At 71.5% G+C, this 26,338-nt stretch carries 20 protein-coding genes, 1 pseudogene and 1 CRISPR repeat array (1 of these 22 only partly in view); of the genes and pseudogenes, 15 read left to right on the top strand and 6 right to left on the bottom strand.

What is annotated here, in order from left to right; genetic code table 11:
- Nucleotides 1-116: 116 nt before the first annotated feature.
- The 7 genes and pseudogenes from CFK38_RS03635 to pdxH form a co-directional block, all read left to right on the top strand.
- A pseudogene (locus tag CFK38_RS03635) lies at nt 117-577 on the top strand (RsbRD N-terminal domain-containing protein); the annotation flags it as partial.
- Between the two features lie 87 nt (nt 578-664).
- The gene (locus CFK38_RS03630; RefSeq protein ID WP_476727208.1) at nt 665-1,336 is read left to right on the top strand and encodes a PucR family transcriptional regulator; all 672 of its coding nucleotides are present in this window, start codon (nt 665-667) and stop codon (nt 1,334-1,336) included.
- 106 nt (nt 1,337-1,442) lie between these two features.
- On the top strand, nt 1,443-1,976 hold the full coding sequence (locus CFK38_RS03625; protein ID WP_157773336.1) for a GNAT family N-acetyltransferase: 534 nt from the start codon (nt 1,443-1,445) through the stop codon (nt 1,974-1,976).
- Nucleotides 1,977-2,098: 122 nt separating this feature from the next.
- On the top strand, nt 2,099-2,410 hold the full coding sequence (locus CFK38_RS03620; protein ID WP_096801848.1) for a hypothetical protein: 312 nt from the start codon (nt 2,099-2,101) through the stop codon (nt 2,408-2,410).
- A gap of 22 nt (nt 2,411-2,432) precedes the next feature.
- The gene (locus tag CFK38_RS03615) at nt 2,433-2,939 is read left to right on the top strand and encodes a hypothetical protein (RefSeq protein ID WP_096801847.1); all 507 of its coding nucleotides are present in this window, start codon (nt 2,433-2,435) and stop codon (nt 2,937-2,939) included.
- A complete protein-coding gene (locus CFK38_RS03610) occupies nt 2,936-3,283 on the top strand; it encodes a transcriptional regulator (RefSeq protein ID WP_096801846.1) in 348 nt (115 codons plus the stop codon). Before CFK38_RS03615 ends, CFK38_RS03610 begins: the two co-directional genes overlap by 4 nt.
- Before the next feature lie 116 nt (nt 3,284-3,399).
- The gene (pdxH, locus tag CFK38_RS03605; protein WP_096801845.1) at nt 3,400-4,110 is read left to right on the top strand and encodes a pyridoxamine 5'-phosphate oxidase; all 711 of its coding nucleotides are present in this window, start codon (nt 3,400-3,402) and stop codon (nt 4,108-4,110) included.
- 28 nt (nt 4,111-4,138) lie between these two features.
- Here pdxH and CFK38_RS03600 read toward each other — a convergent pair whose 3' ends face one another.
- The 6 genes from CFK38_RS03600 to CFK38_RS03570 all read right to left on the bottom strand — a co-directional run bounded on the left by CFK38_RS03600 (nt 4,139) and on the right by CFK38_RS03570 (nt 12,748).
- Nucleotides 4,139-5,023, bottom strand: a complete 885-nt coding sequence (locus tag CFK38_RS03600) for a glycoside hydrolase family 25 protein (RefSeq protein ID WP_096801844.1) — start codon at nt 5,021-5,023, stop codon at nt 4,139-4,141.
- A 179-nt stretch (nt 5,024-5,202) separates the two neighbouring features.
- Nucleotides 5,203-5,940, bottom strand: coding sequence for a glutamine amidotransferase (locus tag CFK38_RS03595; protein ID WP_096801843.1), 738 nt, complete (start codon nt 5,938-5,940; stop codon nt 5,203-5,205).
- A 79-nt stretch (nt 5,941-6,019) separates the two neighbouring features.
- On the bottom strand, nt 6,020-7,771 hold the full coding sequence (locus CFK38_RS03585; protein WP_245851210.1) for an HNH endonuclease: 1,752 nt from the start codon (nt 7,769-7,771) through the stop codon (nt 6,020-6,022).
- 361 nt (nt 7,772-8,132) lie between these two features.
- The gene (locus CFK38_RS03580) at nt 8,133-9,956 is read right to left on the bottom strand and encodes a serine hydrolase domain-containing protein (protein ID WP_096801842.1); all 1,824 of its coding nucleotides are present in this window, start codon (nt 9,954-9,956) and stop codon (nt 8,133-8,135) included.
- Between the two features lie 114 nt (nt 9,957-10,070).
- Nucleotides 10,071-10,607 carry a hypothetical protein gene (locus tag CFK38_RS03575; protein WP_157773335.1) on the bottom strand — a complete coding sequence of 179 codons (537 nt, stop codon included), beginning with the start codon at nt 10,605-10,607 and terminating at the stop codon, nt 10,071-10,073.
- Between the two features lie 44 nt (nt 10,608-10,651).
- Nucleotides 10,652-12,748, bottom strand: coding sequence for a dipeptidyl-peptidase 5 (locus CFK38_RS03570; protein WP_096801840.1), 2,097 nt, complete (start codon nt 12,746-12,748; stop codon nt 10,652-10,654).
- Between the two features lie 122 nt (nt 12,749-12,870).
- Here CFK38_RS03570 and CFK38_RS03565 point away from each other — a divergent pair, with 122 nt between their 5' ends.
- The 8 genes from CFK38_RS03565 (at nt 12,871) to cas2e (ending at nt 22,019) form a co-directional block, all read left to right on the top strand.
- Nucleotides 12,871-15,750, top strand: a complete 2,880-nt coding sequence (locus CFK38_RS03565; RefSeq protein ID WP_096801839.1) for a CRISPR-associated helicase/endonuclease Cas3 — start codon at nt 12,871-12,873, stop codon at nt 15,748-15,750.
- Nucleotides 15,751-15,818: 68 nt separating this feature from the next.
- Nucleotides 15,819-17,507 (top strand): type I-E CRISPR-associated protein Cse1/CasA, encoded by a 1,689-nt coding sequence (gene casA / locus CFK38_RS03560; protein WP_096801838.1) that lies wholly within the window; start codon nt 15,819-15,821, stop codon nt 17,505-17,507.
- Nucleotides 17,500-18,162: a type I-E CRISPR-associated protein Cse2/CasB gene (casB, locus tag CFK38_RS03555; protein ID WP_096801837.1), complete on the top strand. Its 663-nt coding sequence runs from the start codon at nt 17,500-17,502 to the stop codon at nt 18,160-18,162. The genes casA and casB overlap by 8 nt, the downstream gene beginning before the upstream one ends.
- A gap of 58 nt (nt 18,163-18,220) precedes the next feature.
- Entirely contained in the window at nt 18,221-19,351 is a 1,131-nt protein-coding gene (gene cas7e / locus CFK38_RS03550; protein WP_096801836.1) for a type I-E CRISPR-associated protein Cas7/Cse4/CasC, read from the top strand.
- The gene (cas5e, locus tag CFK38_RS03545) at nt 19,348-20,052 is read left to right on the top strand and encodes a type I-E CRISPR-associated protein Cas5/CasD (RefSeq protein WP_096801835.1); all 705 of its coding nucleotides are present in this window, start codon (nt 19,348-19,350) and stop codon (nt 20,050-20,052) included. Before cas7e ends, cas5e begins: the two co-directional genes overlap by 4 nt.
- Entirely contained in the window at nt 20,049-20,735 is a 687-nt protein-coding gene (cas6e, locus tag CFK38_RS03540) for a type I-E CRISPR-associated protein Cas6/Cse3/CasE (protein ID WP_096801834.1), read from the top strand. The genes cas5e and cas6e overlap by 4 nt, the downstream gene beginning before the upstream one ends.
- Nucleotide 20,736: 1 nt before the next feature.
- Nucleotides 20,737-21,678: a type I-E CRISPR-associated endonuclease Cas1e gene (gene cas1e / locus CFK38_RS03535; protein ID WP_096801833.1), complete on the top strand. Its 942-nt coding sequence runs from the start codon at nt 20,737-20,739 to the stop codon at nt 21,676-21,678.
- Nucleotides 21,675-22,019, top strand: coding sequence for a type I-E CRISPR-associated endoribonuclease Cas2e (cas2e, locus tag CFK38_RS03530; protein ID WP_096801832.1), 345 nt, complete (start codon nt 21,675-21,677; stop codon nt 22,017-22,019). Before cas1e ends, cas2e begins: the two co-directional genes overlap by 4 nt.
- A gap of 98 nt (nt 22,020-22,117) precedes the next feature.
- A CRISPR array of direct repeats spans nt 22,118-26,338; the repeat unit is 27 nt; unit sequence GTCCGCCCCGCGCAGCGGGGATGAGCC; it runs 546 nt beyond the window's last position.

Below are 26,338 nucleotides of genomic sequence, written 5' to 3'. Positions count from 1 at the left end.
GCGGTTGCCGGCCGGGGACGGCGGGATGCACGGCACCCGGCGTTACTGATACTACGGGTTGCAGGTACCTTTGGGGAAGCGGAGCCGGCGGTGGGACCCGCCGATAGGCTCGGTGCATGGCCGACCCGCGCTCCCGCACCCACGACGGACGAGCGAGGAGCCCGATGACGCCTCCGCCCACCGCCGACGATCCTCTGCATCGGATCCTCGACGCCCTCGAGGACGATGCGGCGCTGGTCGCGGAGACCACCAGCGCGATCCGCGAGGCCCTGCCCGGCTACGACCAGGTCCCACCGGCCTCGCTCGAGGCCTCGATCCGCCGCAACATCGGCCTCAGCATCCGCACCCTCCGCCGCGGTGCCGCGCCCGCTGCGACGCAGATCGACGAGGCGGAGGAGCTCGCCCTCGAGCGGAGGGGCAGGGGGTGCCGCTGGGCAGCGTGCTGGCGGGGTTCCGGCTGTGCATGACGGTGATCCTGGGGCGCCTGCAGCGGCTCGCCCCGGAGCACGGGATGTCCACCGCGGAGGTGCTCGCCGACGCGAACCTGCTGTGGTCCCTCGGCGACGCGTTCTCCACCCGCGCGGTGATCGCCCATCAGGAGCAGTCCCTCGCCGAGGCCGTCGCCGACTCCGGCCGACGCTCCCGCTGGATCATCGACGCGGTGATGACCGGCCTGCCCCGCACCGAGCTGCGCAGCGGGGCGACGGCCTACGGCCTCGCCGACCAGGACGTGCGGGCGCTGAAGGCGCCGCGGCAGGATCACCGCGTCGACGTCGGCCGACGGCTCCGGGACTGGGCGGCCCGCGCCGGGGTGTCGGTGCTGACCACCCCGCACGGCAGCGCGGAGGTGGGGATGGTGATCGGCACCCCGGCGCCCGGGGTCCAGCCCGAGGGGATGACCCTCGCACTGGGACCGGCCGGCACCCTGGAGGGCCTGCCGGAATCCTTCGCGGCCGCGACGCGGGTGCTGGAGACCGCGCTGGCGGTGGGCCACCGCGGCATCGCCGAGCTCGAGACGCTCTCGTGGCGGATGGGCATCACCGCGAGCCCCGAGACCACCGCACTGCTGCGCCGGCGGCACCTGGAGCCGCTGGAGGCCGAGGGCGAGTTCGGGCAGTTCCTGCTCGAGACCGTCCGCGCCTATCTCGCGCACGGACTGAGCATCCCGCGGGCCGCGGCGTCGATCCCCGTGCACGTGAACACGCTGCGCTACCGGCTCAAGCGGTTCCAGGAGCTGACCGGCGCGGATCTGCGCGATCCGGAGGACCTGATCGAGGTGAGCTGGGCGCTGGCGGCGGGCTCCGAGCCGCCGTCGCACCGTCCCGGAGCCCCGTAGCTCTCCGTCCCCGGCGACGAAACGGGCGCCGGGGCGTTGGCCGCTGGGGTCCGCGGCCCGTCGACCACGGGACTGCCGGTCACGCCGCCCGAATAGGGTGGTGGCCATGAGCGCCCCGGATCCCGCCTCCCCGACGGAGCAGGCCTTCACCATCAGCACCCCCACGCTCGCCGACGTCCCGGCTCTGGCCCGGATCCACGTGCGCGGCTGGGAGCTCGCCTACTCGCACCTGCTCCACGGGGAGCAGTGGTTCGGGCAGGAGGCGATCGACCGCCGGATCACGCACTGGACCAGCTGGCTCACGCCCGGCACCCCCGCGGCCGACGAGGGCCGCTACCGGGTGGGACGCGACGGCGTGGGCGCCGTGATCGGACTGGCCGCCTCCTGGCCCCCGCGCGAGGCGCAGCCGGTACGACCCCGCGAGCTGTCCCTGCTCTACCTCGACGAGGAATGGCTCGGCACCGGCCTCGCCGCGGCGCTGACCGAGGCGATCCTCGAGGGCGGGCCCGCGAGCGTCTGGGTCGCCGAGGACAACCCTCGCGCACGACGCTTCTACGAGAAGGCCGGCTTCGCGCCCGACGGCGCCGCCCGGGTGGAGGAGCATCTCGGCAGCCTGAGGGACCTCCGCATGGTGCGATGAACGGACGCCGACGCGGCGACACCCCGGGCGGAGAGCGGGCTCCCACAGATCACCCCACGGTCTGACCGCGCCGCTCCCGCCGACGGATGTGCCGCCGGTGCGCCGCGGCGGAGGCTGGGACCATGAGAGACGCGACCATCTCCACCAGCCGCACCCGAGCCACCTCCGACCACCTCATCGACTACCGCCCGCTGCCCGCCTCCTACGGCGACCGCGAGGCCCTGCACTCCCTGCGCGTCGCGAAGGTCCGCGCCGCCGAGCGCGGCGAGGATCCCAGCACGCTGAAGCTGCCGGCACCACCCGAGGGTCCGGGCCGGCGCCCGGCGGGGCACCCGCGCAGGCGGGCTCTGCCGTCGGCCCTGCTGCGTGTTGCCGGGACGGACCGTCGAGGGCGCCACCGCCTCTCTCCCGCCGGATCGCTTGCCAGTTCGTGAAGTCACTTGTAGCCTCCGCCGCATGAAGACCGACCCGTCGGGCCCTCGCAATACCCCCGTCCCTCCGCCCACCGCCGGCGAGGCGCGCACCGCGCTGGATGCACTGGACGAGGACGCCTCGCAGCTCGCCGGACGTCTGGTCTCACCGTGGTGGTATCACCTCGTCCTCGGAGTGATCGTGGCCGCGGCGATCGGCGCCCAGGCCCTGCCGACAGTCCCCTCGGTCTCCGTGATCATGCTGGTCGTCCTCTGGATCCCCGTCCTGATGAGGTCCTACACCAGCCGCTACCGGATCTCCATGACCCGGCCGGCGGGGCCCCGCAGCCGACGCATGTTGCTGCTGATCCTGGCGGTGCTCGCGCTGCTGGTGGCTTCCGGCGTGGTGCTGAAGATCGCCTCGCTCCCGCAGTGGTGGGTGCTGCTTCCCGCCGGCGTCGGCGTCGTCGCGACCGTGCTGCTGGGGAGGCGGTACGACGCGGTGCTGCGCTCGGAGGTCGCCCATCCGCACCGCCCCTCCGAACCGCGATGAGCCGACCCTCCTCCCGCACCGGGGCGGAGCCCGCCCCTGCGTTCCATGAGCTCATCCACGCCCCGGTCCGACTGCGGATCTGCGGTCTGCTGCGTCCGGTGGACGAGATCGAGTTCGCCGTGCTGCGCGACACCCTGGCGCTGAAGGACGCGAACCTCTCGAAGAACCTCAGGCTGCTCGCCGAGGCCGACCTGGTAGCGCTGCGCAAGGAGTTCTCCCCGGTCCGGAAGGATGCCCGGCGGTTGACCTGGGTCTCGCTCACCGCCTCAGGGCGCACGGCGCTCGCCGCGCACCTGGCCGCGCTGCGCGCGATCGCGGAGGGCGATCCGACTCTGCCCGGCTGATCGCTGCCGAGCTGCTTGTGCTCCGCCTGCTCTCCCCCCAGGCTTCTCGGACCCCGGTCCCGCACCTCGGCGGGGGCCTGCTGCACGAGTCCGAGCGGAGCTCTAGGATCAGCGTTATGACGAGGACTTCCCCCTCCCCGATCGACGGCGCCGCCGCTTCCGTGCGGCGGCTGGCCGGTGAGCGCACCGACTACCTCGCCGGGTCGCTGCCCGATGACGCCCCGGTGGACCCGCTGGCACTGTTCGACATCTGGCTGGCGGAGGCTTTCGCCCAGCGGGACGAGCACGCGGACCTGCCGGAGCCGTCGGCCGTGGTGCTCTCCACCGTCGCGATCGACGCCGACGGGACCGCCCGGCCCCGCTCCCGCTCCGTGCTGCTGAAGAACCATGACCAGGACGGTTTCGTGGTCTTCACGAACCTGGACTCGGACAAGGGCCGCGAGGTCGGGACGACACCGCGGGCCGCGCTGCTGCTGCCCTGGTACCCGCTGCAGCGCCAGGTGCGGATCGAAGGCACGGTGGAGCAGGCCTCCACCGCGGAGTCCGACGCCTACTGGAGGCAGCGTCCACGCGGTTCCCAGCTGGCGGCCTGGGCCTCCCGCCAGTCCCGCCCCATCGCTTCGCGCGAGTCGCTGGAGGCACAGTACGCGGAGGTCGAAGCACGGTTCGTGGATGCTCCGGTGCCGCGGCCCCCGTTCTGGGGCGGGCTGCGGGTGCGGCCGGAGTCCCTGGAGTTCTGGCAGGGGCGTCCGCATCGGTTCCACGACCGGATCCTCTACACGGCGCGCGCCGACGGCGGGTGGGAACGGCACCGGCTGCAGCCCTGAGCTGCAGGCATGGCCGGCGCTGCCGCGCTCACGTCTCCTCGAGGGGATGGGCGAGCGCACCCTCGCCCTCGGGGATGGCGGCGTGCTCGCGCAGGGTCTCGATCCGGGCCACGTCGATGTCGACCGGGCCGTCGATCCCGGCGACGGTACCGTCGAAGCGCAGCTGCCACACCGCCCAGTCAGCCTGGGACGGTCGCTTCCCGGCGGCGAAGCGCCAGTCCGGGCGGGAGTCGGTGACCGGGAGGCCGAAGTGGCGTCGCCACTCGGAGGAGGCGTAGATGACCAGGCGGCGACCCCAGGACTCCTCCACCACGGCGGTGAAGGCGTCGATCTCGGCCTGGACCGCGCTCGCCTCGGGAAGCTCCTCGCAGGCGCCGTCGAACTCGAGATCCAGCGCGGGGGGCAGGGCGGAATCGTCCGGTGGTGCAGCCGCCAGGAAGTCCTCGGCCTGCTCCGTGCCGGAGGAGCACAGGGTGAAGTAGTGGTAGGCGCCGGGCGTGATGCCGGCGGCGCGGGCCCCGTCCCAGTTCTTGCGGAAGTGGGTGTCGGTGAAACCGGCGCCCTCGGTGGCCTTGACGTAGGCGAAGCCGATCCCGTCGGCTCTGGCCCGCGCCCAGTCGATGTCCTGCTGGTGGCTGGAGACGTCGACGCCCATCACCTCGCCGGGCATGAGCCCGCCCCGGTCGGGCAGGTTCGCGAGCACCGCGGCGTCGCCCGGGGAGAGGGCCACCGACATCGCTGCATCATCGGCCTGGAAGGGCTCCGGATCGCTGAGCGCGTGCCCGTCGGCCTCGCCCCGCAGTGCGCCGATCACGGTGACGGTGCAGCCGCCGACCACCAGCAGCAGCACGAGGGCGAACGTGCCCGCGGCGATCTGGCGTCGACGGACCTGCTCAGGTGTGAATCGGGGCACGCTGGGACGGTACCCGAGCCGGCGGCGCCGACGGGGGACGCCGTGCCGGGCACGGGGGAACAGCCGTCCACGTCAGCCGTGTTGCACCCCGTCAGGCTTTCGACCGCTCGGCGCCGGCCAGCGGGAACCGCCGCGCCAGCCGGCAGGAATCGCAGCGTCAGTCGACGGGAGCCGCCGCGTCAGCCGGCGTACAGGGTCGCGAAGGCGCGCAGCAGGCGGGGCGGATCATCGGCGGTCTCCCCGCGCAGTGCATCGAAGACGTCCTCCATCTCGTCCGGGGAGAAGTAGCCGTGGTCGCGATAGGCGCGGGCGCGCTCGATGATCGAGGGGATGTCCAGCTCGGGATGGAACTGGGTCGCGTACTGCCGCGTGCCCACGCGGAACATCTGCACCGGTGAGGTCTTCCCGGAGGCGAGCACCGTGGCGTGCTCGGGCAGGGTGTTCACCGCCTCCTTGTGCCCGACCAGGCCGGTGAAGGTCTCCGGGAGCCGCGCCTCGCGGATCAGCGGGTCCTGCCGGCCGGCCTCGGTGAGGGTGACCTCCACGGCGCCCAGCGGCTCCCCGTGGACCTTGTCGATCAGGGCGCCCTGGTGGGTGCCGAGGGTGCCGATCCCGTAGCACGCACCGAGGAAGGGGATGTCCTGGGCGATCACCTGGTCGAGGATCCGGAAGATCTCCTTCTCGGCCTTGATCTGCGCCGCGGACTTGGTCCGGGCCGCATCGGAGACGGTGAAGGGGCTGCCGCACAGGATGATCCCCGAGATGTCCTCGGCCCCCAGGTCGGGGAACGGGTCCCGGTCCAGTCGCGCCCAGAGCAGCTCGTCCTCCGCGAGTCCGGTGAAGGCGAGCACGGCGGCGCGCTCGGTGAGGGCGACGTCGTCCTCGGGTCGGGTGGCGATCTGCACGAACGGTTTCACGAGGGTGATGCTAGCGGCCCCGGCCGGGAGGCCCTGCCCGTCGTCTGCTCGGGCGAGCGCTGGCCTCGCCGGCACACGCTCAATGATCCGGATCGTCTGCGGGCTCGGCCCGGTCGCTTCGCCGAGCGGTTGGCGGGACTCTCCGGGCCGGAACCGTCGCGGGTGCGCCGGTGGCTGCCCGCTCGCTGCGTGCAGGAGGCCGGGGCGCTGGACGTTGCGGCGGAGGCGGCGGGGAGGCCGGCTGCCGACGGGGTCGGGTGGCCCGTCGCTCAGCGAGGGACGCAGTTGCCAGGGTCTCGTCGGGCTCCGCGTCCTCGGGCTCTGCGTCCTCGGGCTCTGCGTCCTCGGGCTCTGCGTCCTTGGGCTTGGGCCGACGCGGCCAGCGCAGCGGGGTCGCAGTGGTGATCCGGCGGACGCCGGAGTGGCCGGTCCATTCGACGCGGTGGCCGGATCCCTCGGGGCTCTCGACCCGCTCGACGCTCGCGGCGCTGGTCTCCTTCTTGTTGCAATGCGCGCACAGGCCCTGTCCGTTGTCCACGCTGGTGGGCCCGCCTCGGGATGCTGGCTCGATGTGGTCGCTCTGCCGGATGGCGGCGTTGCAGTGCGGGCCGCGGCACGAGGTGTCGCGCCAGGTGAGGAACCGTCGCATCGCGGGAGGGAAGGCGCGAGCGGTCGAATCCATGGCGACCAGCTCATCGGAGGTCGGATGGGCGTAGAGCCGACGGAGCTCGGCGCGGACGGCCGGACCGTCGGCGCCGTGGGGGTCAGCCGCCGGGTCCGCGGGCTCGGCGGTCGCGGCCCGCAGCTGCTCCCGGACCGCCTCGGCGGGCACGGCCCCGTAGCCCTCGAGGTGGGCGGGGTCCCCGACATCCGGGCGGAACAGGGCTCGGTCCGTGATGATCATCCCGATGTCGAGCGTCCCCGGCGCGGCCGTGTTGTCGCCGCGTCCGAGCAGGGTGTCGGTGAAGGCATCGGCCATGGCGGCACCGTGGCCCCTCCGTGCTCCGGCGGCACGCCGGCGCTCCGCCTCGAGGGAGAGCCGTTTGTGGATCCGCGTGGCGTCGATCGCGGAGAGCCGGGCCGATACCGTGGCCATGCCGTGCTGACCCGGTGTCATCGTCACGTGACGGTCCCGGTGTGCTCGGCGGTACCGCAGGGTGGCCCCTTCGGGATCGAGCTCACCGGCGATGGTCGCCACCGCATCCGCCCAGCGCCGGGTGCCCGCGCCATCGAGCTCGGGGAGCCGTTCATCGAGCCTGCGATCCACCTCGCGGGCGAGGTCGGGGGAGAGCACCGAGGCGGCCCCGGCGACGGAATAGGCGACGTCACTGCTGATCTTCCCCGTACGCAGCGCATCCATCATCCGTGGCAGCACCTCGATGAGCCGCTGCGCGGAGGCCAGGGTGCGGCCGGCCATATGCGGTGAGCGGCGGGTGAGGAGCGAGAGGTCCTCCGCGGTGGCGCCGTCGGCCGCCTCCTGGACCGTGCTCTGCGACGGCCCCGCACCGGTCTCGTGCGCCGCCCGGTCCCGGGCCTGGGCGTGCCGGTCGCGGCGGGTGATGTCCCGCAGCGCGATCACCGAGCGCGCCTCGAGCGCATCCATCGCGGAGGCGCAGGCCTGGAGATTGCCGAGCAGATCCGTGACGTCGCCTCGGGCTCTGCCCGCGATCTCGAACGCCTCCCCGGGATCGCCCGCGATCTCCTGCAGGAGGTGGGCCAGGTCCCCGAGCGCCTCGGCGAGCGCGGCCGGTCCCTGTGCCCGCAGCCCGTCCAGGAGCGCCTGAGCGGAGATCTCTCCCTCAGGGCCGAGAACGTTCGGCGAGCTGGTCATGGCCCCATCGTTCTCACCGGGAGAAGACCGGGGAAGAGCCCGTGCCGAAATGTGGATCGATCGGTGCTGTGGAGGAACCGTCGGCGCTCGACACACGCCGCACGAGCAGCCCGCCCGGTCCACGCTCGGCAGGTTCTGTCCACGCCCCGCCCACGCCCGACGACCGGCCCGCTGCGGGCGCTCCCCGAGGCCTCCGGCGCGCACGTGCCGGCCAGGGCCGTCCGACCCCGGGCGCGGCCCCTCTGCCGCCAAGCCCTCTGTCGCCGTGCCGTCCGCCGCCGAGCCCGCCGCCGCCGTGCCGTCCGTCGCCGTGCCGTCCGTCGCCGTGCCCTCAGCCGCCGGCCCCGCCGCCGCCGAGCCCTCAGCCGCCGAGCACCCAGCCGTCCGCGAGGATCTCCCGGCGGTCATCAGGCCGATGCGAGTCGAACAGCTCGTGGCCCCCATCGAGCACGCGCAGCCGCCCCACCCGGGCACCGAGCCCGCGCGGGGGGCCGCCCGTGGTCAGGCGCAGGCGGATCTGCACCTCGCCGACCAGCGGTGCGCCGCCGTCGGCGAGCGCGAACGTGCCGTCCCACACCACACGCCGTCCCCAGCCGGTGATCCGCCCGTCGGGCACCTCGACCGGGTCCTCGTCCGGCGCCTCGAGGCGGCCGGGGAGCGGCAGCCAGGTCTCCCCCTGGTCCGCGGAGGCCTCGACGGTGAGGATGTCATGGTCGGTCTCGAGGTGCGCGAACAGGTCGAGATGCAGCTCCGCGGCAGTCGCCGGCAGACCCGCCTGCAGATCCGCTCGCAGCTCCGCTGCGAAGCTCAGCGTCGCGGTGCTCGCGTCCGCATCCCCCGCCTGCCAGCCGCCACGGATCTGCTGCGGGACCACTCCGAGCGCATGCGCGACGCAGGTGGAGACCTCGCGGCGGGTGACCGAGGTGCTCGACCACTCCCGGGTGGGGTGCACCGAGTTCGTCAGCAGGATGACGATCGTGTCGGTGAGCGGGTCGATGACCAGCGAGGTGCCGGTGAATCCGGTGTGCACGCCGCTGTAGGGGCTGGTCAGACCGGCGTGGTAGGTCCAGGCCGCGAGCTCCGGGCCCAGGCCGCGGCGAGCGCCGCCCGCCCCGGTCACCTCGGCGATGCGGTCGGTGAACATGTCCTGGACGGTGCTCGCCTCGAGGATCCGTGCCCCGCCGCAGCGACCCCCGTCCAGGAACATCTGGGCGAACACCGCGAGGTCCCGGGCGGTGGAGAACACTCCCGCGTGCCCCGCCACCCCGCCGAGCGACCAGGCGTTCTCGTCGTGGACGTGGCCGTGCACGAGGCGCCCGTCGGCGTCCACGTACTCGGTCGCGGCGATCCGGTCCCTCAGCTGCGCGGGCGGGTTGTACATCGTCTCGGTCATCCCCAGCGGGGCGGTGATGTGCTCGCGCACGTACTCGTCCAGCCCTGTCCCGGAGAGCTTCTCGACGATCAGCCCCAGCGTGATCAGTCCCAGGTCGCTGTAGGTGTACGTCGAGCCGGGCGAGGTCTGCAGGGGCGCGGTGAGCACCGCATCGATCCGGGAGGGGACGTCCGGGTGCGCGGTGCAGAGATCGATCCAGGCCGGCAGGCCGCTGACGTGGGTGAGCAGCTGCTGGACGGTGACCTCGCCCTTCCCGTGCTCGGCGAAGCGCGGCAGCTGGTCGGCGACCCGGTCCTCAAGGCGCAGCAGCCCCTGCTCGATGTGCTGCATCACGGCGGTCGCGGTGACGATCTTCGAGATCGAGGCGAGGTCGAAGAGGGTGTCGGTGCGAGCGGGGATCCACTGGTCCCGAGGCAGCTCGGTGGAGGCGTCCTGCCAGCGCAGCGCCTGGCCGTCCGCATGCTCGTAGGCGATCCCCGCCCGCGAGGCCACCAGCAGGGAGGCCCCCGCGAAACGGGGCGGAGAGTTCTCGAGACCGGCACGGATGATGCCCGGCAGCTGCGCCAGCACCTCGGCGTCGAGGCCGACGGCGTCCGGCCGGGCCTCCCGCAGAGTCCTCCCGGAGCTCCTGCCGGCCCAGGGATGGCGATGCGGCCCTCCGCGGCGCCGGCCCGGGGCGGGACGGTCCTCGTGCCCTCCCGGGTCTCCCGTCGCGGCGGGGAGGCCGGCGACGTCTGCGGCGGCGGGGCCACCGGCGGTCGGTCCCCGCCGAGGGGACATACGGGGGTCCATGAGGCTCCTTCGCAGCCGGAGGCGCCCGGTCGGGCCCGGGACGGGGACTGCCGGCACGCCGCCGACCAACCTAATCAGGACGGTCCGGCGGGGCAAGCGTCACGGCGAGCAGCGTCAGCGCAGATCGAGCGCGTACCCCGCCCGCGCCCGGCGCACCTCGCGGATCCCCAGCCCCAGGATCACGATGCCGGCCAGGGACACGCCCCACTGGACCAGCTGGGCCAGTGTCGCCAGGACGGAGAGGACGCTCTCGAATGTGCCGGAGAGCATCGAACCGTCCATGGAGAACGAGAAGAACAGTCCCATCAGCGCCACGGCGAGCAGCAGGCTCGCTCCGATCCGCAGCTTCCCGTCACCCTTGATCACCACGATGATCCCGAGGATCGCGGCGGCCAGCTTCGTGCCGACGGTGACCGCGATGACCGCCAGGCTCAGGAGCATCACCGCGATGAGCCGTACCGCGAAGCCCTGACCGCCAAGCAGATCCTGGCCCCACTCCGCATCCTCGAAGAGCCCGGTCGCGGCCAGGACGGTCACCAGCGCGACGCCCACCACCGCCATCAGGACCGTCAGCAGCGAGATGATCGCCAGCGCGATCGCGGGCCGCAACGGCTGCTCCTCGGCCGGCACCCGCCTCATCGTGCTCGTCATCGTCTCCCCTCCCGGGTCCGGTGCGCTCCCTGCGTGATCACGGTTCAGTCCCGCTGCAGCTCGAGCACCGGGACGCAGGCCGGGCTGAAGCCCAGCACCTGGCCGTAGAAGGACAGCGACGCCTCGGTGGCCCGGATGATGCTCTCCGCCTTGCGGAAGCCGTGCTGCTCCCCCTCGAACAGGAGGTAGGCGTGCGGGATCCCCTTGGCGGCGAGCGCGTCGCGGAACAGCTCGGACTGGCTGGGCGGGACGATCCGGTCCTCGTCGCCCTGGAGCAGCAGCACCGGGACCTCGAGCTCGTCGACATGGCCGAGCGGGGCGCGCTCGACATACAGGTCGCGCCGCTCCGGGTAGGGGCCCACCAGGCCGTCGATGTAGCGGGACTCGAAATCGTGGGTGTCCTGCCGGAACTTCTCGAGCTCGGCGACCCCGAAGCTGGAGACGCCCGCGGCGAAGGTGTCGGTGCGGGTCAGGCAGGCGAGCGTGGTCCAGCCGCCGGCGCTGCCGCCCTCGATCGCGAGCCGGTCCCCGTCCGCGATGCCGCTTGCGACCAGGTGCTCCATCACGGCGACGGTGTCCTGCACGTCGACCACGCCCCACTGCCCGCGCAGACGGTTGCGGTAGGTGCGGCCGTAGCCGGAGGAGCCGCCGTAGTTCACCACCACCACGCCGAGGCCGCGGGAGGTGAAGTAGGCGACCGGCAGCGAGAGCACGGGCGAGACATGGGCGGTGGGCCCGCCGTGGACCTGCGCGATGAACGGCGGCAGTTCCCCCTCCCGGCCCGCGAAGCCCTCCTGGCGAGGACGGTGCACGATCGCGTGGACGACGCCGCCGTCCGGCAGCGGCACCTCGATGCTCTCGCCCTCGGGCAGCAGGCCGGGGTCCGGCGCATCGCTGCGCGAGGAGCGCAGCAGCGTCAGCGGCGACAGCACGGGGGCCGACGGCGCAGCGCCGTCCCCGAGAGCGAGGCGCGCGAGATGGATCGCCGCGAACTGGGAGGGGGAGGCACCCGCGAGCACCAGCAGACCGTCCTCGCGCAGGTGGGCGGTACCGATGTCGGTGAGCGGGCAGTCCAGCGGAGCGAGCTCCCCGGTGCTGATCCGCAGCACGGACAGCGAGGTCGCGGCGCGGCCGTGCTGCACCAGCGCCCGGTCGGGATCCAGCACCTGGTACCAGCTGCTGCCCAGCGCCCACATCGGGCCCGCGAACTCCTGGTCCAGCTCGAGGACCTGGTGCGCGCCTCCGTCGGCCGACCAGACCCAGGGATTCCACCAGCCGGAGGCGTCGGAGACGAACATGAGGCGCTGGTCATCGAGCCACTCGGGCTGCAGGACGGATTCGTCCTCGCCGCCGGCGATGATCTCGCCCTCCCCCACGCTGCCGTTCATCAGCGGCGCGAGGTGGAGCTGGGTGCCGTCCCACGGCATCTGCGGGTGCTCCCAGCTGAGCCAGGCCACCTGGGTGCCATCGGGGCTGAGTCGCGGGTGGGCGACGAAGCGCGCCGACGGGGTGACCCGGCGCAGGGCGGCGGGATCCTCGGCGGCGGAGCCGTCCAGCGGCACCGCGACCACGTACCGCTCGATGTGCGGTGCGCCGTCGGCCCCGAGACGGGGCCCGTCCGGGCCGCCGGTGTGGTCCTCGCAGATCCACCACACCTCGGCGGTGCCGTCGGCGAGGGTCACCGGGGTGGGGTCAGCCCAGCGCAGTGAGGGGCCATGCGCGGAGGCGACCTCGCGGCCGACGGGAGTCAGCGGGAGCGGCTGCTCCCCCTCGCGGAAGGCATGGACGCGCTGGTCCTCGAAGTTCACGAAGACCACCAGCGGCGGCCGACGGGCCGCCTCGTCCGCCGTCCCGGGCACGACGCTCCAGCTGGCGCCGCCGTACTCGTGCACGCGGGAGCGCGCGTTGTAGGGGGCGGGCAGCACGGTGACCGGCTCCGCCTCGGAGGCGGCGGTCCCCGGCAGGGCGACCGGTCCGGCGGTGCGGAGGATCGCCTGGCGTCCCCCCTCGGTGGAGATGCCCTCCGTCCACCACACGGCATCCCCGACGGGGCGCGGCGCGCCGAGTCGGATGCCGCCCGTCGCGAGCAGCTCGGCGGTCAGGGGCGAGGGCCAGGAACCGTACGGCAGTGTCGTCACCATGGGGACAGGGTATGCAGTGGGGGCCCGGTACGGGGAGGAACGGGCAGGAGCGAAACGCAGCGGAGTGCCGCGGCCCCGAATTTTTCAAATGATTGCGAGAATCGGCCTCGGCAAGATCGTGAATGCTCTACGTTGGGCGAACCAGAGAATTGCTCCACAAAAAAGGGGATCCTTTGCTTCGCGTTCGGCACACTGTCGAGTCGTTCCGCAGACATCTCAGCCCTGCCGCCCTCTCCCTGTGGGCGAAGTCCGGGAGTGATCTCAGCCGCGCCGATGGCGAGGACCCGTGGCTCTGCCTCCCGCAGCACATGCTCGACTCCGCCGGCGCCGCCCTGCACGTCTGGGAGGGTTGGGCGCCCCACAGCGTGCGCGAGGCCGTTGCTCGCGAGGCGGGGCTCTCGATCGACGAGGCGGGGATCCTCCTGTGCTGGCTCGCAGCAGCGCACGACATCGGAAAAGCAATTCTCGTTTTCCAATGCCAACTCGAGGCCCGCGACGGCTTCGGGCATTTCCTCGATCGCTTGCGTGATGCTGGGCTTCCGGTCCGCCCCTCCGCTCTCGAGCGCTCCACCGGTCGTTTGCATCATTCTCTCGCCTCGATGGTCCTGGTGCGCGCCTGGCTCGTCGGCGAGGGCATGAAGCGCACCCACGCCAGCCGGATCGCGGCCGTGCTGGACGCGCACCACGGCTCACCCTCCCTGCAGGAGAGCCGCGCCGGAGCGGAGGAGATCCTGCGGACGTACACGGGCCCGTGGGCAGACGTGCACCAGGAGCTCCTCGAGTTCGCCGCGGAGATCTCCGGAATACGTGAGATCCTCCCTTCCCTCCGCACGAAGTTGCAGGGGTCCGGGCAGATGCTCCTGACCGGAATGGTGATCACGGCCGACTGGATCGCCTCCACCGAGGAGGCCTTCCCGCTCACCCCTCGGGGGTATGCGGGCGACCGTGCTGCCGAGTGCCTCGACCGCGTCGACCTCACGCCGCCGTGGATGCCCCACCCCGCCCCCTCCACGGCGCCGGACGTCTTCGACCCGCATCTACGGCAACGCTTCGGCTGGCCTGCCTCGTCAACCGCGCGCCCGGTGCAGGTCACCGCGGCGCAGGCGAGCGCCGATCTCGGTGGACCAGGGCTGGTCGTGATCGAGGCACCCACCGGCGAGGGCAAGACCGAGGCAGCTCTCAGCGCGGCGGAGATCCTCGCCGAATCCAGCGGTGCCGGCGGCATGATCGTCGCCGCACCGACCATGTCCACGGCCGACGGGCTCTTCAGGAGAGTTCTGGACTGGACTGAACGAGCTGCGGGGGAGGACGTCACCTCGATGTTCCTGGCGCACTCGAAGAGTCGGCTCAACGCCGAGTACCGCCGATTGCGCTCCACCGGGATCGGCGTGGACGAGACGAACCGCACGGAAGGGACCGTGATCGCGTCCCAATGGATGTCCGGCAGGAAGAAGGGGATCCTGTCGAACTTCAGCGTCGCGACGATCGACCAGGTCCTGTTCCTCGCGCTGCAGGCCAAGCACTCGATGCTGCGCCACCTCGGCCTCGCGGGAAAGGTCGTGATCATCGACGAGGTGCATGCCTATGACGCGTACATGTCCGAATACCTCGCCACCGCACTCGCGTGGCTCGCGCGCTATCAGGTGCCCGTCGTCCTCCTCTCCGCCACTCTTCCCGTCGCGCAGAAACAGCAGCTCCTCGCTGCGTACGGCTCCGAGGTCTCGCGGGCATCCATCGCCGAGCTCTCGACGTCCTATCCGCTCGTGACCACCATCGGTGCAGCAGGCCTGCGGGAGCTCCCGGTGCGTTCACGGCCCGCTGACCTGCACGCGGAGGTCGCTCTGCTCGATGACGATCTGCCCGCGCTGCTCGAGCGCCTCGCCGTGGACGCCGCCTCCGGCGGCTGCGTCCTGATCATCTGCAATACGGTGCGGCGCGCCCAGGAGACCTACAGCGCGGTGCGCGAGATCTTCCCCGGGCAGGTCGAGCTGCATCACGCCGCCTACCTCGCCTCAGCTCGAGTTGCCAAAGAAGCTGCCCTCCGCGAGGCGCTGGGTCCGCAGGCGCGCCCCGGGGAAGGACGTCCGGAGCGGCGGATCGTGGTGGCGACCCAGGTCGCCGAGCAGAGCCTCGACATCGATGTGGATCTGCTCGTCACCGACATCGCCCCGATCGACCTCCTCATCCAGAGGATCGGCCGGCTGCACCGCCATCCCCGCCCTGTGGCCGACCGACCCGTGTCGATGCGTGCACCACACGTGCTGATCCGCGGGCTGGTCTCCGTCGACCCCCCAGAGTTCGAGTCGGGCAGCGAAGCGGTCTACGGCCGCAAACTCCTGCTCTCGACGCTCTCCGTGCTCCTCGACCAGACGCTCGAACACGGGTTCTCCCGCCCCGACGACATCGCCGCTCTCGTGCAGACCGCCTACGGGACGTCGCCGCCGATCCCAACGGCTTGGTCCGAGGCCTGGGAGACGGCGGTCGCCGACCACGACCGGGAGCGCGACCGTTCCCGGTCACGCTCCCAGTCGTATCGGATCTGCGAGCCGGGCGGAGCGGGAAGCCTGGACGAGCTGTTCCGGATCGGCAGGGACTCGATCGACACCGCGGACGGCGAGGAACGAGGACTTGCACAGGTCCGGGACAGCGACCCGACCGTCGAGGTGATCCCGATCGAGGTGACAGAGGGCGGCTACCGGCCCCTCGGCCACACGGAAGCCGAAGACTTCGCTCCGGACATCGCGCCGCCCTCCTGGCTCGGCATCGAGCTCGCCTGTTCGACGGTGCGTCTGCCCGCGCGCTTCACCCGCATCGAGAGGATCTTCGACGAGACCCTCAGCCATCTGGAGAGAGGGACGCCACCGGGATGGCAGGCCTCGACCTGGCTCAAGGGTCAGGTGGCCCTTCCACTCGACGAGGAGGGCGGGATCGACCTGGCGGGGCGCCGGCTCATCTACGACGAGGAGCTGGGACTGCACGACGTCACGGAGACCCTTGGATGACGGGCCGCAATCGTTCGTCGGACCCGTCTCCCATACTCGGCACAGCAGGCGCGACGACGAGGAGCATCATGGAAGACCGCACATCCTTCTCCCTGGTGACGGAGCCATGGATCCGCTGTCAGCAGACCGACGGGACCGACGTCGTGCTCTCCCTCGAGGAGGTCTTCGACGGGACACGACCCGTCGCAGGGCTCCGCGGCGACTCGCCGACCCAGGACTATGCGGTGCTGCGCGTGCTCCTCGCGGTCTTCTGGCGAGCCCACCGCGGAGATGCCGTCGTCGCCCCCGGGCGGACCTTCGATTTCGAGGACTGGCGCGAAGGGGCCTGGCACGAGGCTGTCGACGGCGAAGCGGACGCCACCGTGCTCGACTATCTCGACCAGCACCGCGACCGCTTCGACCTGCTGCACCCCCAGCATCCGTTCATGCAGGTCGCCGATCTGCACACGAGCAAGGACAGTCGACCTGCCATCGCCCGGATCGTCCCGGAGGCCGAGTCCGACTACTTCACGATGCGGGCGGGAGAAGCCCTCGGGTCGCTCCCGTTCGACGAGGCGACCCGCTGGCTCGTCCACACCCACGCCTACGACTACTCGGGCATCAAGTCCGGCGCCGTGGGCGATCCTCGGGTGACCGGCGGGAAGGGGTACCCGATCGGCACGGGGTGGTCCGGAATGACCGGCGGCACCACGATCCTCGGCGCTTCCCTGCGCGAGACCCTCGTGCTCAACACCTCCCCGGGGCCGCTGCTCGCAGGCGAGGAGGACCGGCCGGTGTGGGAGCGGGAGCCCGACGGGCCGGCAGAGCGCTCGGCCCCTGCCCCGAAGGGTCCCGCAGATCTCGCGACCTGGCAGTCCCGGCGCATACGACTCTTCCGGGAAGGAAATCGGATCACGGGGGTGCTGGTGAGCAACGGGGACCGCATCCCCGATGCCGGCGCGAACGTGTTCGGCGACCCGATGACCCCGTACCGCTTCAGCACCAACAAATCCTCGAAGACCCAGGATGTGTTCTATCCGCGCCCGTACGACCCGAACCGCATGATGTGGCGCTCGCTCGAGCCGCTGATCGCGCTCGACGGCGATGTCACCCTCGCCCGGGGAGAGCGGTCGGGCCGTCGTCCGGAGACACTGGATGCTCTGGCCAGGGCCAGGGACGAGGGGCTGGCCGAGAGCCAGAGCGTGCTCAGCCTGCGGCTCACCTCCGCGTCATATGGCCCTCAGGCCTCCTCGATGGCGACCACCGTCGATGCCCGGCTCGACGTCCCCCGCAGGATCCTGGCCCCCGGAGCCGGGTCCGTACGCCAAGCCGTGCTCGCGAACGCAAAGGCGACTCTCTCCGCGTCCGTCGCGCTCGGTGTCTTCGGGGGGCGCCTCCTCATGGCCGCGGGCGGCGAGTACTCGTTCCAGGCCGCGCACACCGATGCGATGCTCGCGGATCTAGAGCAGGATTTCCGCGAGTGGCTCGCCGTCCTCGACCCCGACTTCGCTGACGCCTCGATGGTCGAGTGGCAGCAGGTCGTCGAGACACGCGTGCGTGACCGGGCAAATCTGCTCCTGCGCGGGGCGGGCCCCAAAGCTCTGATCGGGCGTGAGATCAGCCAGAACGACCGCGTCTCCCTCCTCACCGCCGGGACCGCCTACTCCCGGCTCCAGCGGGATCTGCGGAAGGCCCTCCCCCTACTCCCGGCGCCGCAGAAGAGCACCGACCACTCCCCCGGCACCTACACCTTCCAGGAGCTGACCACCGATGAATGATCACAGCGCACCCGAGCCCCAGGCCGCGCCGGCCACTCCCGTCACGCTGCAGCACGCAGTCGGCTCGTCTGCGGCGACGCTGCAGTCGCAGTATCTCGGAGAGCGCGGGGTCTCCCAGCAGACCATGGCGCGCGGCCGGCTCGCCGTGCTCAGACGCAGTGCTGGATTCACCGCTCTCCAGCACCCGCTCACGATGCAAGAGGTGCTCGACTCCCTCGACCCGGGCCTCGCGCTCGATGATCTGGGCTCGCAGGATGCTCCGTCCCCCAGCGAGAGCGCCGCCTTCGACGCGATGACCCTGTTCGCGCTGCACATGCAGTCCGCGGCAGCACCGGCCCACGTGCGGAGGAGGAGCTTCGGGACTGCCATGGGGATGCTCCGCCTCCGGTCGGACAGCGGCTCGCTGAAACCCCGCTTCGACGCGCTGCTCAGCGCACGGCACGAACGCTCCCGACTCACGCACGCCCGCTCGCTCATCACTCTGCTGCGCAGTGACGGGATCGGCCTCGACTACGGCCTCCTCGCCCGCGATCTGCGCACGCTCTCCGGGCGGTACCGCTCAGGGGTCCTCCTGCGCTGGGCGCGCGACTTCGCGACCACGCCCCGCAGGGAGACGGCCGACGCCCCCGAAACCGTCGCCACAAGCACCGCCTGACTCCTCCGTCCACTCACCGAACGAACGCTCGCTCAGCACACACCGGAAGGAACCCACCATGTCCCTGGTCCTCGACATCCACGCCCTGCACACCCTGCCCCCGAGCAACATCAACCGCGACGACACCGGCGCACCGAAGAGTGCCGTCTTCGGCGGAGTGCCTCGACATCGGGTCTCCTCGCAGTCCTGGAAGCGCGCGATCCGCCGCGACTTCGAGAAAACGCTCGGTGCCGACCATGTCGGCTTCCGCACCAAGCGGGTCGCGGATCTCGTCGCCGACCGGGTCCAGGAGCTCACGAAGGGCGACGACGCGATGTGGGACCGCGAGCGCGCTGACGCCGCGGCAATGAACCTCTTCACCGGCGCCGGGATCAAGCTCACCGAGGCGAAGGTCCGTGAGGGTGAGGAGAAGCGGGGTGCGGAGACCGGATATCTGCTCTTCTTGAGCCCCCGCCAGATCGACAACGCGGCTCGGAAGCTCGTCGAGACCGACGGTGCCAAGCCGTCCAAGAAGGAAGCCCGAGCCCTCCTCGACGACGCCCACAGCATCGACATCGCCATGTTCGGCCGCATGGTCGCCGACGCGCCCGACTACAACGTCGACGCCTCGGTGCAGGTAGCCCACGCCATCGGAATCCACGAGTCCGAACCCGAGTTCGACTACTACACAGCGGTCGACGACATCGTCGAGGACAAGGAGGAGACCGGCGCGGGCATGATCGGGACGATGCAGATGACGTCCTCGACCCTCTACCGCTTCGCGACCGTCGACCTCCGCTCCCTGCAGGAGAACCTCGGCGATGCGAACGCCGCGGTGGAGGCGACCACGGCGTTCGTGAACTCCTTCATCACGTCGCTGCCGAGCGGGAAGCAGAACAGCTACGCGCACAACACGGTGCCGGAGCTGGTGTACCTCACGATCCGCGATACCCGATCGCTCTCTCTCGTGAACGCCTTCGAGAGCCCGGTGCGCGCGGCGGATGGCGTGAGCAGGCGGGAAGCCGGTGCCCAGCTGCTGGCTTCCGAGGCGAAGCAGCTCGAGAGCAACTACGGGTTCGTCCCAGTGGCGAGCTTCGCGATCGGTCTCGGCGCCCTCACCGAGCCGTTCACCGAGTTCGCCACGGTCACGACTCTCCCCGCCCTCGCCGATCAGCTCCGGAGCGAGCTCACCGCTGAGGACCCGGCGTGAGTGCCACTCTGCTCCTGCTGCTCAAGGGGCCGATGCAGTCGTGGGGCCACACGAGTCGATACCGTGACCGCACCACCGCTTCGTACCCCACCAAGTCCGGTGTCGTCGGACTGCTCGCAGCGGCAGAGGGTCGACGAAGGAGCGCTCCGATCGAGGACCTCGCGCGACTGCGCTTCGCCGTCCGCGTGGATCAGCCCGGATCGCTGCTTCACGACTACCAGACCGCCCAGCGGTGGCAGACCGGTGGCAGCACATCGTTGGTCAGCAGGTACTACCTGAGCGATGCCGTTTTCCTGGCCGCCGTCGAATCTCCGGATCGTGAGCTCCTGGACGGAATCACCCAGTCCCTGCACTCGCCCCGGTTCCCTCTGTTCCTGGGCCGCCGTTCCTGCCCCGCGAACGCGGACCTGCTCCAAGAAGTCCATGACGGTGACGCCGTCGACGTGCTCCGGTCGGAGCGGTGGTTCGCGTCTGAGTTCCACCGGCGCACCAGGCCCCAGCAGCTCACTCTTCCTATCTTCCGTGACGCCCTGCCCGGCGAGATCGGCGATCCTCGGCAGGACGTACCTCTCTCGTTCGACCAGACCCACCGCCGCTACGGGTGGCGGGATGTCGTCCAGGATGCCGAGGGAGCAACCGTTGAGAATCCTCTCGGCAAGCGGAAGGCCGACCCGTTCTTCGAGGAGGTCATCTCGGCATGACAACGTTCACCAGGATCCTGCTGAACCCGCAGAAGCGGGGCGGGCGCAAGCTCCTCACGAATCCCCAGGCGATGCATGCCGCAGTCCGGTCCTGCTTCCCGTCCGACCTGGACGACGCCTCCTCTCGCATCCTGTGGCGCGTGGACCGGAACGATCACGACCATGTGCTCTACATCGTGGGACCGGTAGGAATCGATCCGACGGTCGTCGTCGAGCAGGCGGGATGGCCCTCGCGCCCAGGTGAGTCGGCGGACTACCGGCCCCTGCTGGACAGCCTGCGAGTCGGTCACGAGAGAGCGTTCCGCCTCACCGCGAACCCGGTCCGCAGCCTGCCCGCGGACGGCGCCAAGCGAGGGCGGGTCGTCCCCCACGTGACGCCCGAGCAGCAGACCCGCTGGCTCGTGGAGAAAGCTCCGCGCCATGGATTCGAGATCCGCACCTGTGCCGACGAGAACGGCGATGAACGTCCCGACCTGCTGGTCGACAGGAGGTCCGACATGTCGTTCGACCACCGAGACCCGCACGGCGAGAGTCGAGGCCGCGTCACCCTCCGCACCGCTCGCTTCGAGGGAACACTGAGAGTCACCGACGCCGATCTGTTCCGGGAGACCCTGGCTCGGGGGCTCGGGCGCGGCAAGGCCTACGGTTGCGGCCTGGTCACCCTGGCGCGGATCGGCGGCTGACATGGACAGCAGAGCTGGCTCACCGCCACCCGAGCGGGTGGAGCTTGCACGGGTCTCGGACAGGATCTCGTTCCTGTATGCGGAGCACTGCACCGTGCACCGCAGCGCCAACGCGCTGACCCTCACCGATCAGCGCGGTGTCGTGCACGTTCCAGCCGCGTCGCTGGCCGTGCTCCTGCTCGGCCCGGGGACCCGCATCACGCACTCGGCGATGGCGGTGATCGGCGACTGCGGCGTCTCGGTGGCCTGGGTGGGTGAGGCGGGCGTGCGCTACTACGCACACGGCCGTCCGTTGGCGAAGTCCGCAAGGATGGCAGAGGCGCAGGCACGGATCGTGACGAATCAGCGGTCCCGCCTGCGCTGCGCCCGTGCGATGTATGAGATGCGCTTCCCCGGCGAGGACTTCGCGACGCTCTCGATGCATCAGCTCCGGGGCCGTGAAGGCGCGCGCATGAAGCGCGTCTATGCCGTCGAGTCCGCCCGAACAGGCGCGGACTGGTCGCGTCGCTCGTACTCTCCCGATGATTTCGAGGCAGGCGATGACATCAACCGAGCGCTCACCGGCGCGAACGCGGCGCTCTACGGCGTCGTCCACGCCGTGATCTGCAGCCTCGGCGGCGTACCGGCCCTCGGCGTCGTGCACTCGGGCACCGACCGCTCCTTCGTGTACGACATCGCGGATCTCTACAAGGCTGAGATCTCGATTCCCGCGGCATTCGATGCTGTCGCATCCGATGCGGTCAATCCTGCCAACGAGGTCCGCCGGATGGTCCGCGACCGCATCGTCGAGACAAAATTGATCCGCCGCGTCGTCGCCGACATCCACCACCTGATGGGCTTGGAGGACGATCTCGAGCCGGACTTCGGCGATCTGCTCCTGTGGAGCGAGCTGGAAGCCTTTCCCACAGGGACCAACTGGGACGGCCACGGAGTCCCTGCATGATGACCCTGGTCCTGACGGCTTGTCCCGCAGGTCTCCGCGGGGATCTCACCAAATGGTTGATGGAAATCACTCCCGGTGTGTTCGTGGGACGCCCCTCAGCGAGAGTCCGGGATGAGCTGTGGCTCCGCACCATCGAGCTTTGCAAGGACGGAAAAGCAATTCTCGTGTACTCGGCCGATACCGAACAGGGTCTCGAGTTCCGTGTGCACAACCACGACTGGGTTCCCACGAACCACGATGGTGTCCTACTGATGCTGCGGCCTTCCGCCCCGGCGACTCCTGCGCGCAAGACGGGGTGGAGTACCGCGCGAGCCATGCGCCGCGCACGGCGGCCTCGCTGAGGGTCGAAGGGACCAAAGGTAAAGTCCGTCAAGCCCCTGCTGGCTCGAAGTTGTACCCGCCAGTGGCCTTTTCGTAGCATTTAAGCAGGTCGTTGAGGGTCCGCCCCGCGCAGCGGGGATGAGCCCCAGTCCGTGTCCAGCCGGTGCACGCCCTGCACGTCCGCCCCGCGCAGCGGGGATGAGCCCCTCACGAGGCGCGCCCCCCAGGTCGCTGATCAGTCCGCCCCGCGCAGCGGGGATGAGCCCTCGCGGGTGGCACAGGGGCAGGGCGGTGCAGGGTCCGCCCCGCGCAGCGGGGATGAGCCGTGCTCGGCACGCCTGTTGTTGCCAGTGTCGACGTCCGCCCCGCGCAGCGGGGATGAGCCCAGCTTGGCGAGAGGGGGCGGTTGAGGTCGATTGTCCGCCCCGCGCAGCGGGGATGAGCCCGGGCCGGGGACACATCGGGGGTAGACAGCGGAGTCCGCCCCGCGCAGCGGGGATGAGCCCAACGTACGTCGCAGTCACATCGCGGACACCAAGTCCGCCCCGCGCAGCGGGGATGAGCCCGGCTCGAACATCCTCGGCGCTGTCGCGGACTCGTCCGCCCCGCGCAGCGGGGATGAGCCGACGGCGCTCACCCTCATGCAGCACCCGAGCACGTCCGCCCCGCGCAGCGGGGATGAGCCGAACCGACGATGAACAACACCGGCAAGATCAGCGTCCGCCCCGCGCAGCGGGGATGAGCCGAAGGCCGCGTTCGGGTCATGGGAGCGCGCCACGTCCGCCCCGCGCAGCGGGGATGAGCCCCTTCCCAACCTTCCCGAGGCCAGACGCCGTGCGTCCGCCCCGCGCAGCGGGGATGAGCCGCATCCGCCACCTCAGTGAGCGCGCCCAGATGAGTCCGCCCCGCGCAGCGGGGATGAGCCCCGGTACCCAACTCGGAGCGCCCCACCGTGCCCGTCCGCCCCGCGCAGCGGGGATGAGCCCTGGTCTCGGATTCGCGGGCTCGTCTGCCATTAGTCCGCCCCGCGCAGCGGGGATGAGCCTGAGCCCACGGGCGATCTGGTCGGCGTGGTCCGGTCCGCCCCGCGCAGCGGGGATGAGCCGCCCGAGACCTACAGCGACCGCCACCAGTTCGGGTCCGCCCCGCGCAGCAGGGATGAGCCGTCCTGATACTGCAACGTGGTCATCTCGTCCGCGTCCGCCCCGCGCAGCGGGGATGAGCCCCTGTTGTGCAGGTCCTGGGCGAGCAGGCTCGTGTCCGCCCCGCGCAGCGGGGATGAGCCTCCGGGCCGGAACCCTGCGGGGAGCGTCCACGGGTCCGCCCCGCGCAGCGGGGATGAGCCCGTCCGCTGCGTCATGGCCCGATCTCCGGTCCAGTCCGCCCCGCGCAGCGGGGATGAGCCCCACGGCAGCAGTGCCCGCGACTCCCTCGGCCGGTCCGCCCCGCGCAGCGGGGATGAGCCCCACTTACGCTCGACGGTGCCCTGCCAGCCCGCGTCCGCCCCGCGCAGCGGGGATGAGCCCGGGATGCGCACCGCCCCGCGAGAGTCCGCCTGGTCCGCCCCGCGCAGCGGGGATGAGCCCTGTGCGACCTGCTCACGAGCAGACCGGACCGCGTCCGCCCCGCGCAGCGGGGATGAGCCCCGGACAGCTCTGACCGCACCCATATTTGGGGGGTCCGCCCCGCGCAGCGGGGATGAGCCCCGCGAACCCGCCATCGGGGGCGTACGTTGCCGGTCCGCCCCGCGCAGCGGGGATGAGCCCCACCCGTCGCAAACGCGGAGAGTGCGGCCAGCGTCCGCCCCGCGCAGCGGGGATGAGCCCGGAGCATTGAGCACCGCTGCTTCCCCTTCCAGGTCCGCCCCGCGCAGCGGGGATGAGCCCTCTGCTCCGTAGTCGGCGACGGGCGCTCCCAGGTCCGCCCCGCGCAGCGGGGATGAGCCCCGTGAGGTTCATGTCCGCGAACATGCGATCGCGTCCGCCCCGCGCAGCGGGGATGAGCCCGTCCCGTCCGGGCATGCAGTGCGGGCGTGGGGGTCCGCCCCGCGCAGCGGGGATGAGCCCTCCGGCCCGGAGAGCTGTACGTACGGGGACGGGTCCGCCCCGCGCAGCGGGGATGAGCCCCTGTACGACGTTCTCGCCAACACCACCATGCAGTCCGCCCCGCGCAGCGGGGATGAGCCCGAACAACGACGGCTGCATCCAGATCGAGTACAGTCCGCCCCGCGCAGCGGGGATGAGCCCACCACGGCACCCTTGGCGGTAGTTCGGCGGCCGTCCGCCCCGCGCAGCGGGGATGAGCCGAGGCCGCGGGAGTCGGGGCCGACCTGGTCGCCGTCCGCCCCGCGCAGCGGGGATGAGCCTGCCGGGGGCTTCCGGAGGGCTGAACAGGTCCAGTCCGCCCCGCGCAGCGGGGATGAGCCGCGCGCCGGCGTCGAGTCGGAGGACGTGCAAGCGTCCGCCCCGCGCAGCGGGGATGAGCCGGTTTCCCCGTTGATCTCGATGGTGCCGCCCGAGTCCGCCCCGCGCAGCGGGGATGAGCCGGTTTCCCCGTTGATCTCGATGGTGCCGCCCGAGTCCGCCCCGCGCAGCGGGGATGAGCCGGGTGATCATCCGGACTGGTCGCCGTGGTCGACGTCCGCCCCGCGCAGCGGGGATGAGCCGAAGATCCCCGCCGACGAATGGGCGTGGGCTGTGTCCGCCCCGCGCAGCGGGGATGAGCCCCGGAATCCCCGCTACGCGATGGCCGACTCCCCGTCCGCCCCGCGCAGCGGGGATGAGCCCTTGCCTCTCATTCCCTGCGCGGCGGGCTGCTGGTCCGCCCCGCGCAGCGGGGATGAGCCCCTTCCCGGCTGCATGGACGAGGACAGGGAGACGTCCGCCCCGCGCAGCGGGGATGAGCCGGGACCAGTGCGCCGGGACAGCCCCGATGGAACGTCCGCCCCGCGCAGCGGGGATGAGCCGTTGATGATCCCGCCGCTCACCTGAGCGTCGACGTCCGCCCCGCGCAGCGGGGATGAGCCCGAGACCGGGACTTCAACCCCTGTCGAGACGGTGTCCGCCCCGCGCAGCGGGGATGAGCCCCACTCCTGCTCGGTCCCCACCTTGATGAGTGGGTCCGCCCCGCGCAGCGGGGATGAGCCGGGTGGGCGTACCGTTCCGACGTGGACGGTCACGTCCGCCCCGCGCAGCGGGGATGAGCCCGCCGGCACTCGGTTCCGCATCGACGCGATCCGGTCCGCCCCGCGCAGCGGGGATGAGCCGCCCATGGGGACGACGCCGTTAATGCAGTTGATGTCCGCCCCGCGCAGCGGGGATGAGCCCTACGTGGGGGACGGGCCGATCGGCGTGGAGAAGTCCGCCCCGCGCAGCGGGGATGAGCCCGAGGTCGCGGCTCTGCGTGATGACGTCTACCAGTCCGCCCCGCGCAGCGGGGATGAGCCCGGCTGGGACGGCACCGGCGTCGCCGCGAACGAGTCCGCCCCGCGCAGCGGGGATGAGCCGAACGCCTTAGCGGCGTAGGCAGGATCGGTGACGTCCGCCCCGCGCAGCGGGGATGAGCCCGGCAAGTGCCAGCTCCTCTGGCTGATCGATCCGTCCGCCCCGCGCAGCGGGGATGAGCCGTAGCCCCAGCGGCCGCAGGCGTGATCGAGGGAGTCCGCCCCGCGCAGCGGGGATGAGCCCCTGACCCACGACCTGACCGCCGTGCTGGATCGGTCCGCCCCGCGCAGCGGGGATGAGCCCTAAACGAATTCCTGGATGCTGAGAAGTGGAAAGTCCGCCCCGCGCAGCGGGGATGAGCCGAACGCGGCAGCGTCCGCTACCTGGGTCACCGAGTCCGCCCCGCGCAGCGGGGATGAGCCTCGAGCGTGTTCTCCTCGAGCACGCTCGCCCAGGTCCGCCCCGCGCAGCGGGGATGAGCCCTCGCTCGGCTCTGTGGGCAGCTCCGCGAGGCCGTCCGCCCCGCGCAGCGGGGATGAGCCGTTCCAGCGTGATGTCGGGCCGACTGAAAGCCAGTCCGCCCCGCGCAGCGGGGATGAGCCGTAGGAGACGTTATCGCTCAGCCCGAGCATGTGGTCCGCCCCGCGCAGCGGGGATGAGCCCGGGCACTGGTACGAAGGTATCTCGAACTTCGAGTCCGCCCCGCGCAGCGGGGATGAGCCGGGTTGTGCCCTGCGACGTAGGGCAGGGCGTACGTCCGCCCCGCGCAGCGGGGATGAGCCCGGCACCTCGATCACGTCGCGCGAGCTCGGCGAGTCCGCCCCGCGCAGCGGGGATGAGCCCTTCTGGTGCTTCTCCCATGACGGGATGGCGTAGTCCGCCCCGCGCAGCGGGGA

The sequence above is a fragment of the Brachybacterium vulturis genome (assembly GCF_002407185.1).
Taxonomy (GTDB): Bacteria; Actinomycetota; Actinomycetes; order Actinomycetales; family Dermabacteraceae; genus Brachybacterium; species Brachybacterium vulturis.
Note: the sequence above shows the minus strand (reverse complement) of the source record. Positions and strands in the feature narration are given on the sequence as shown.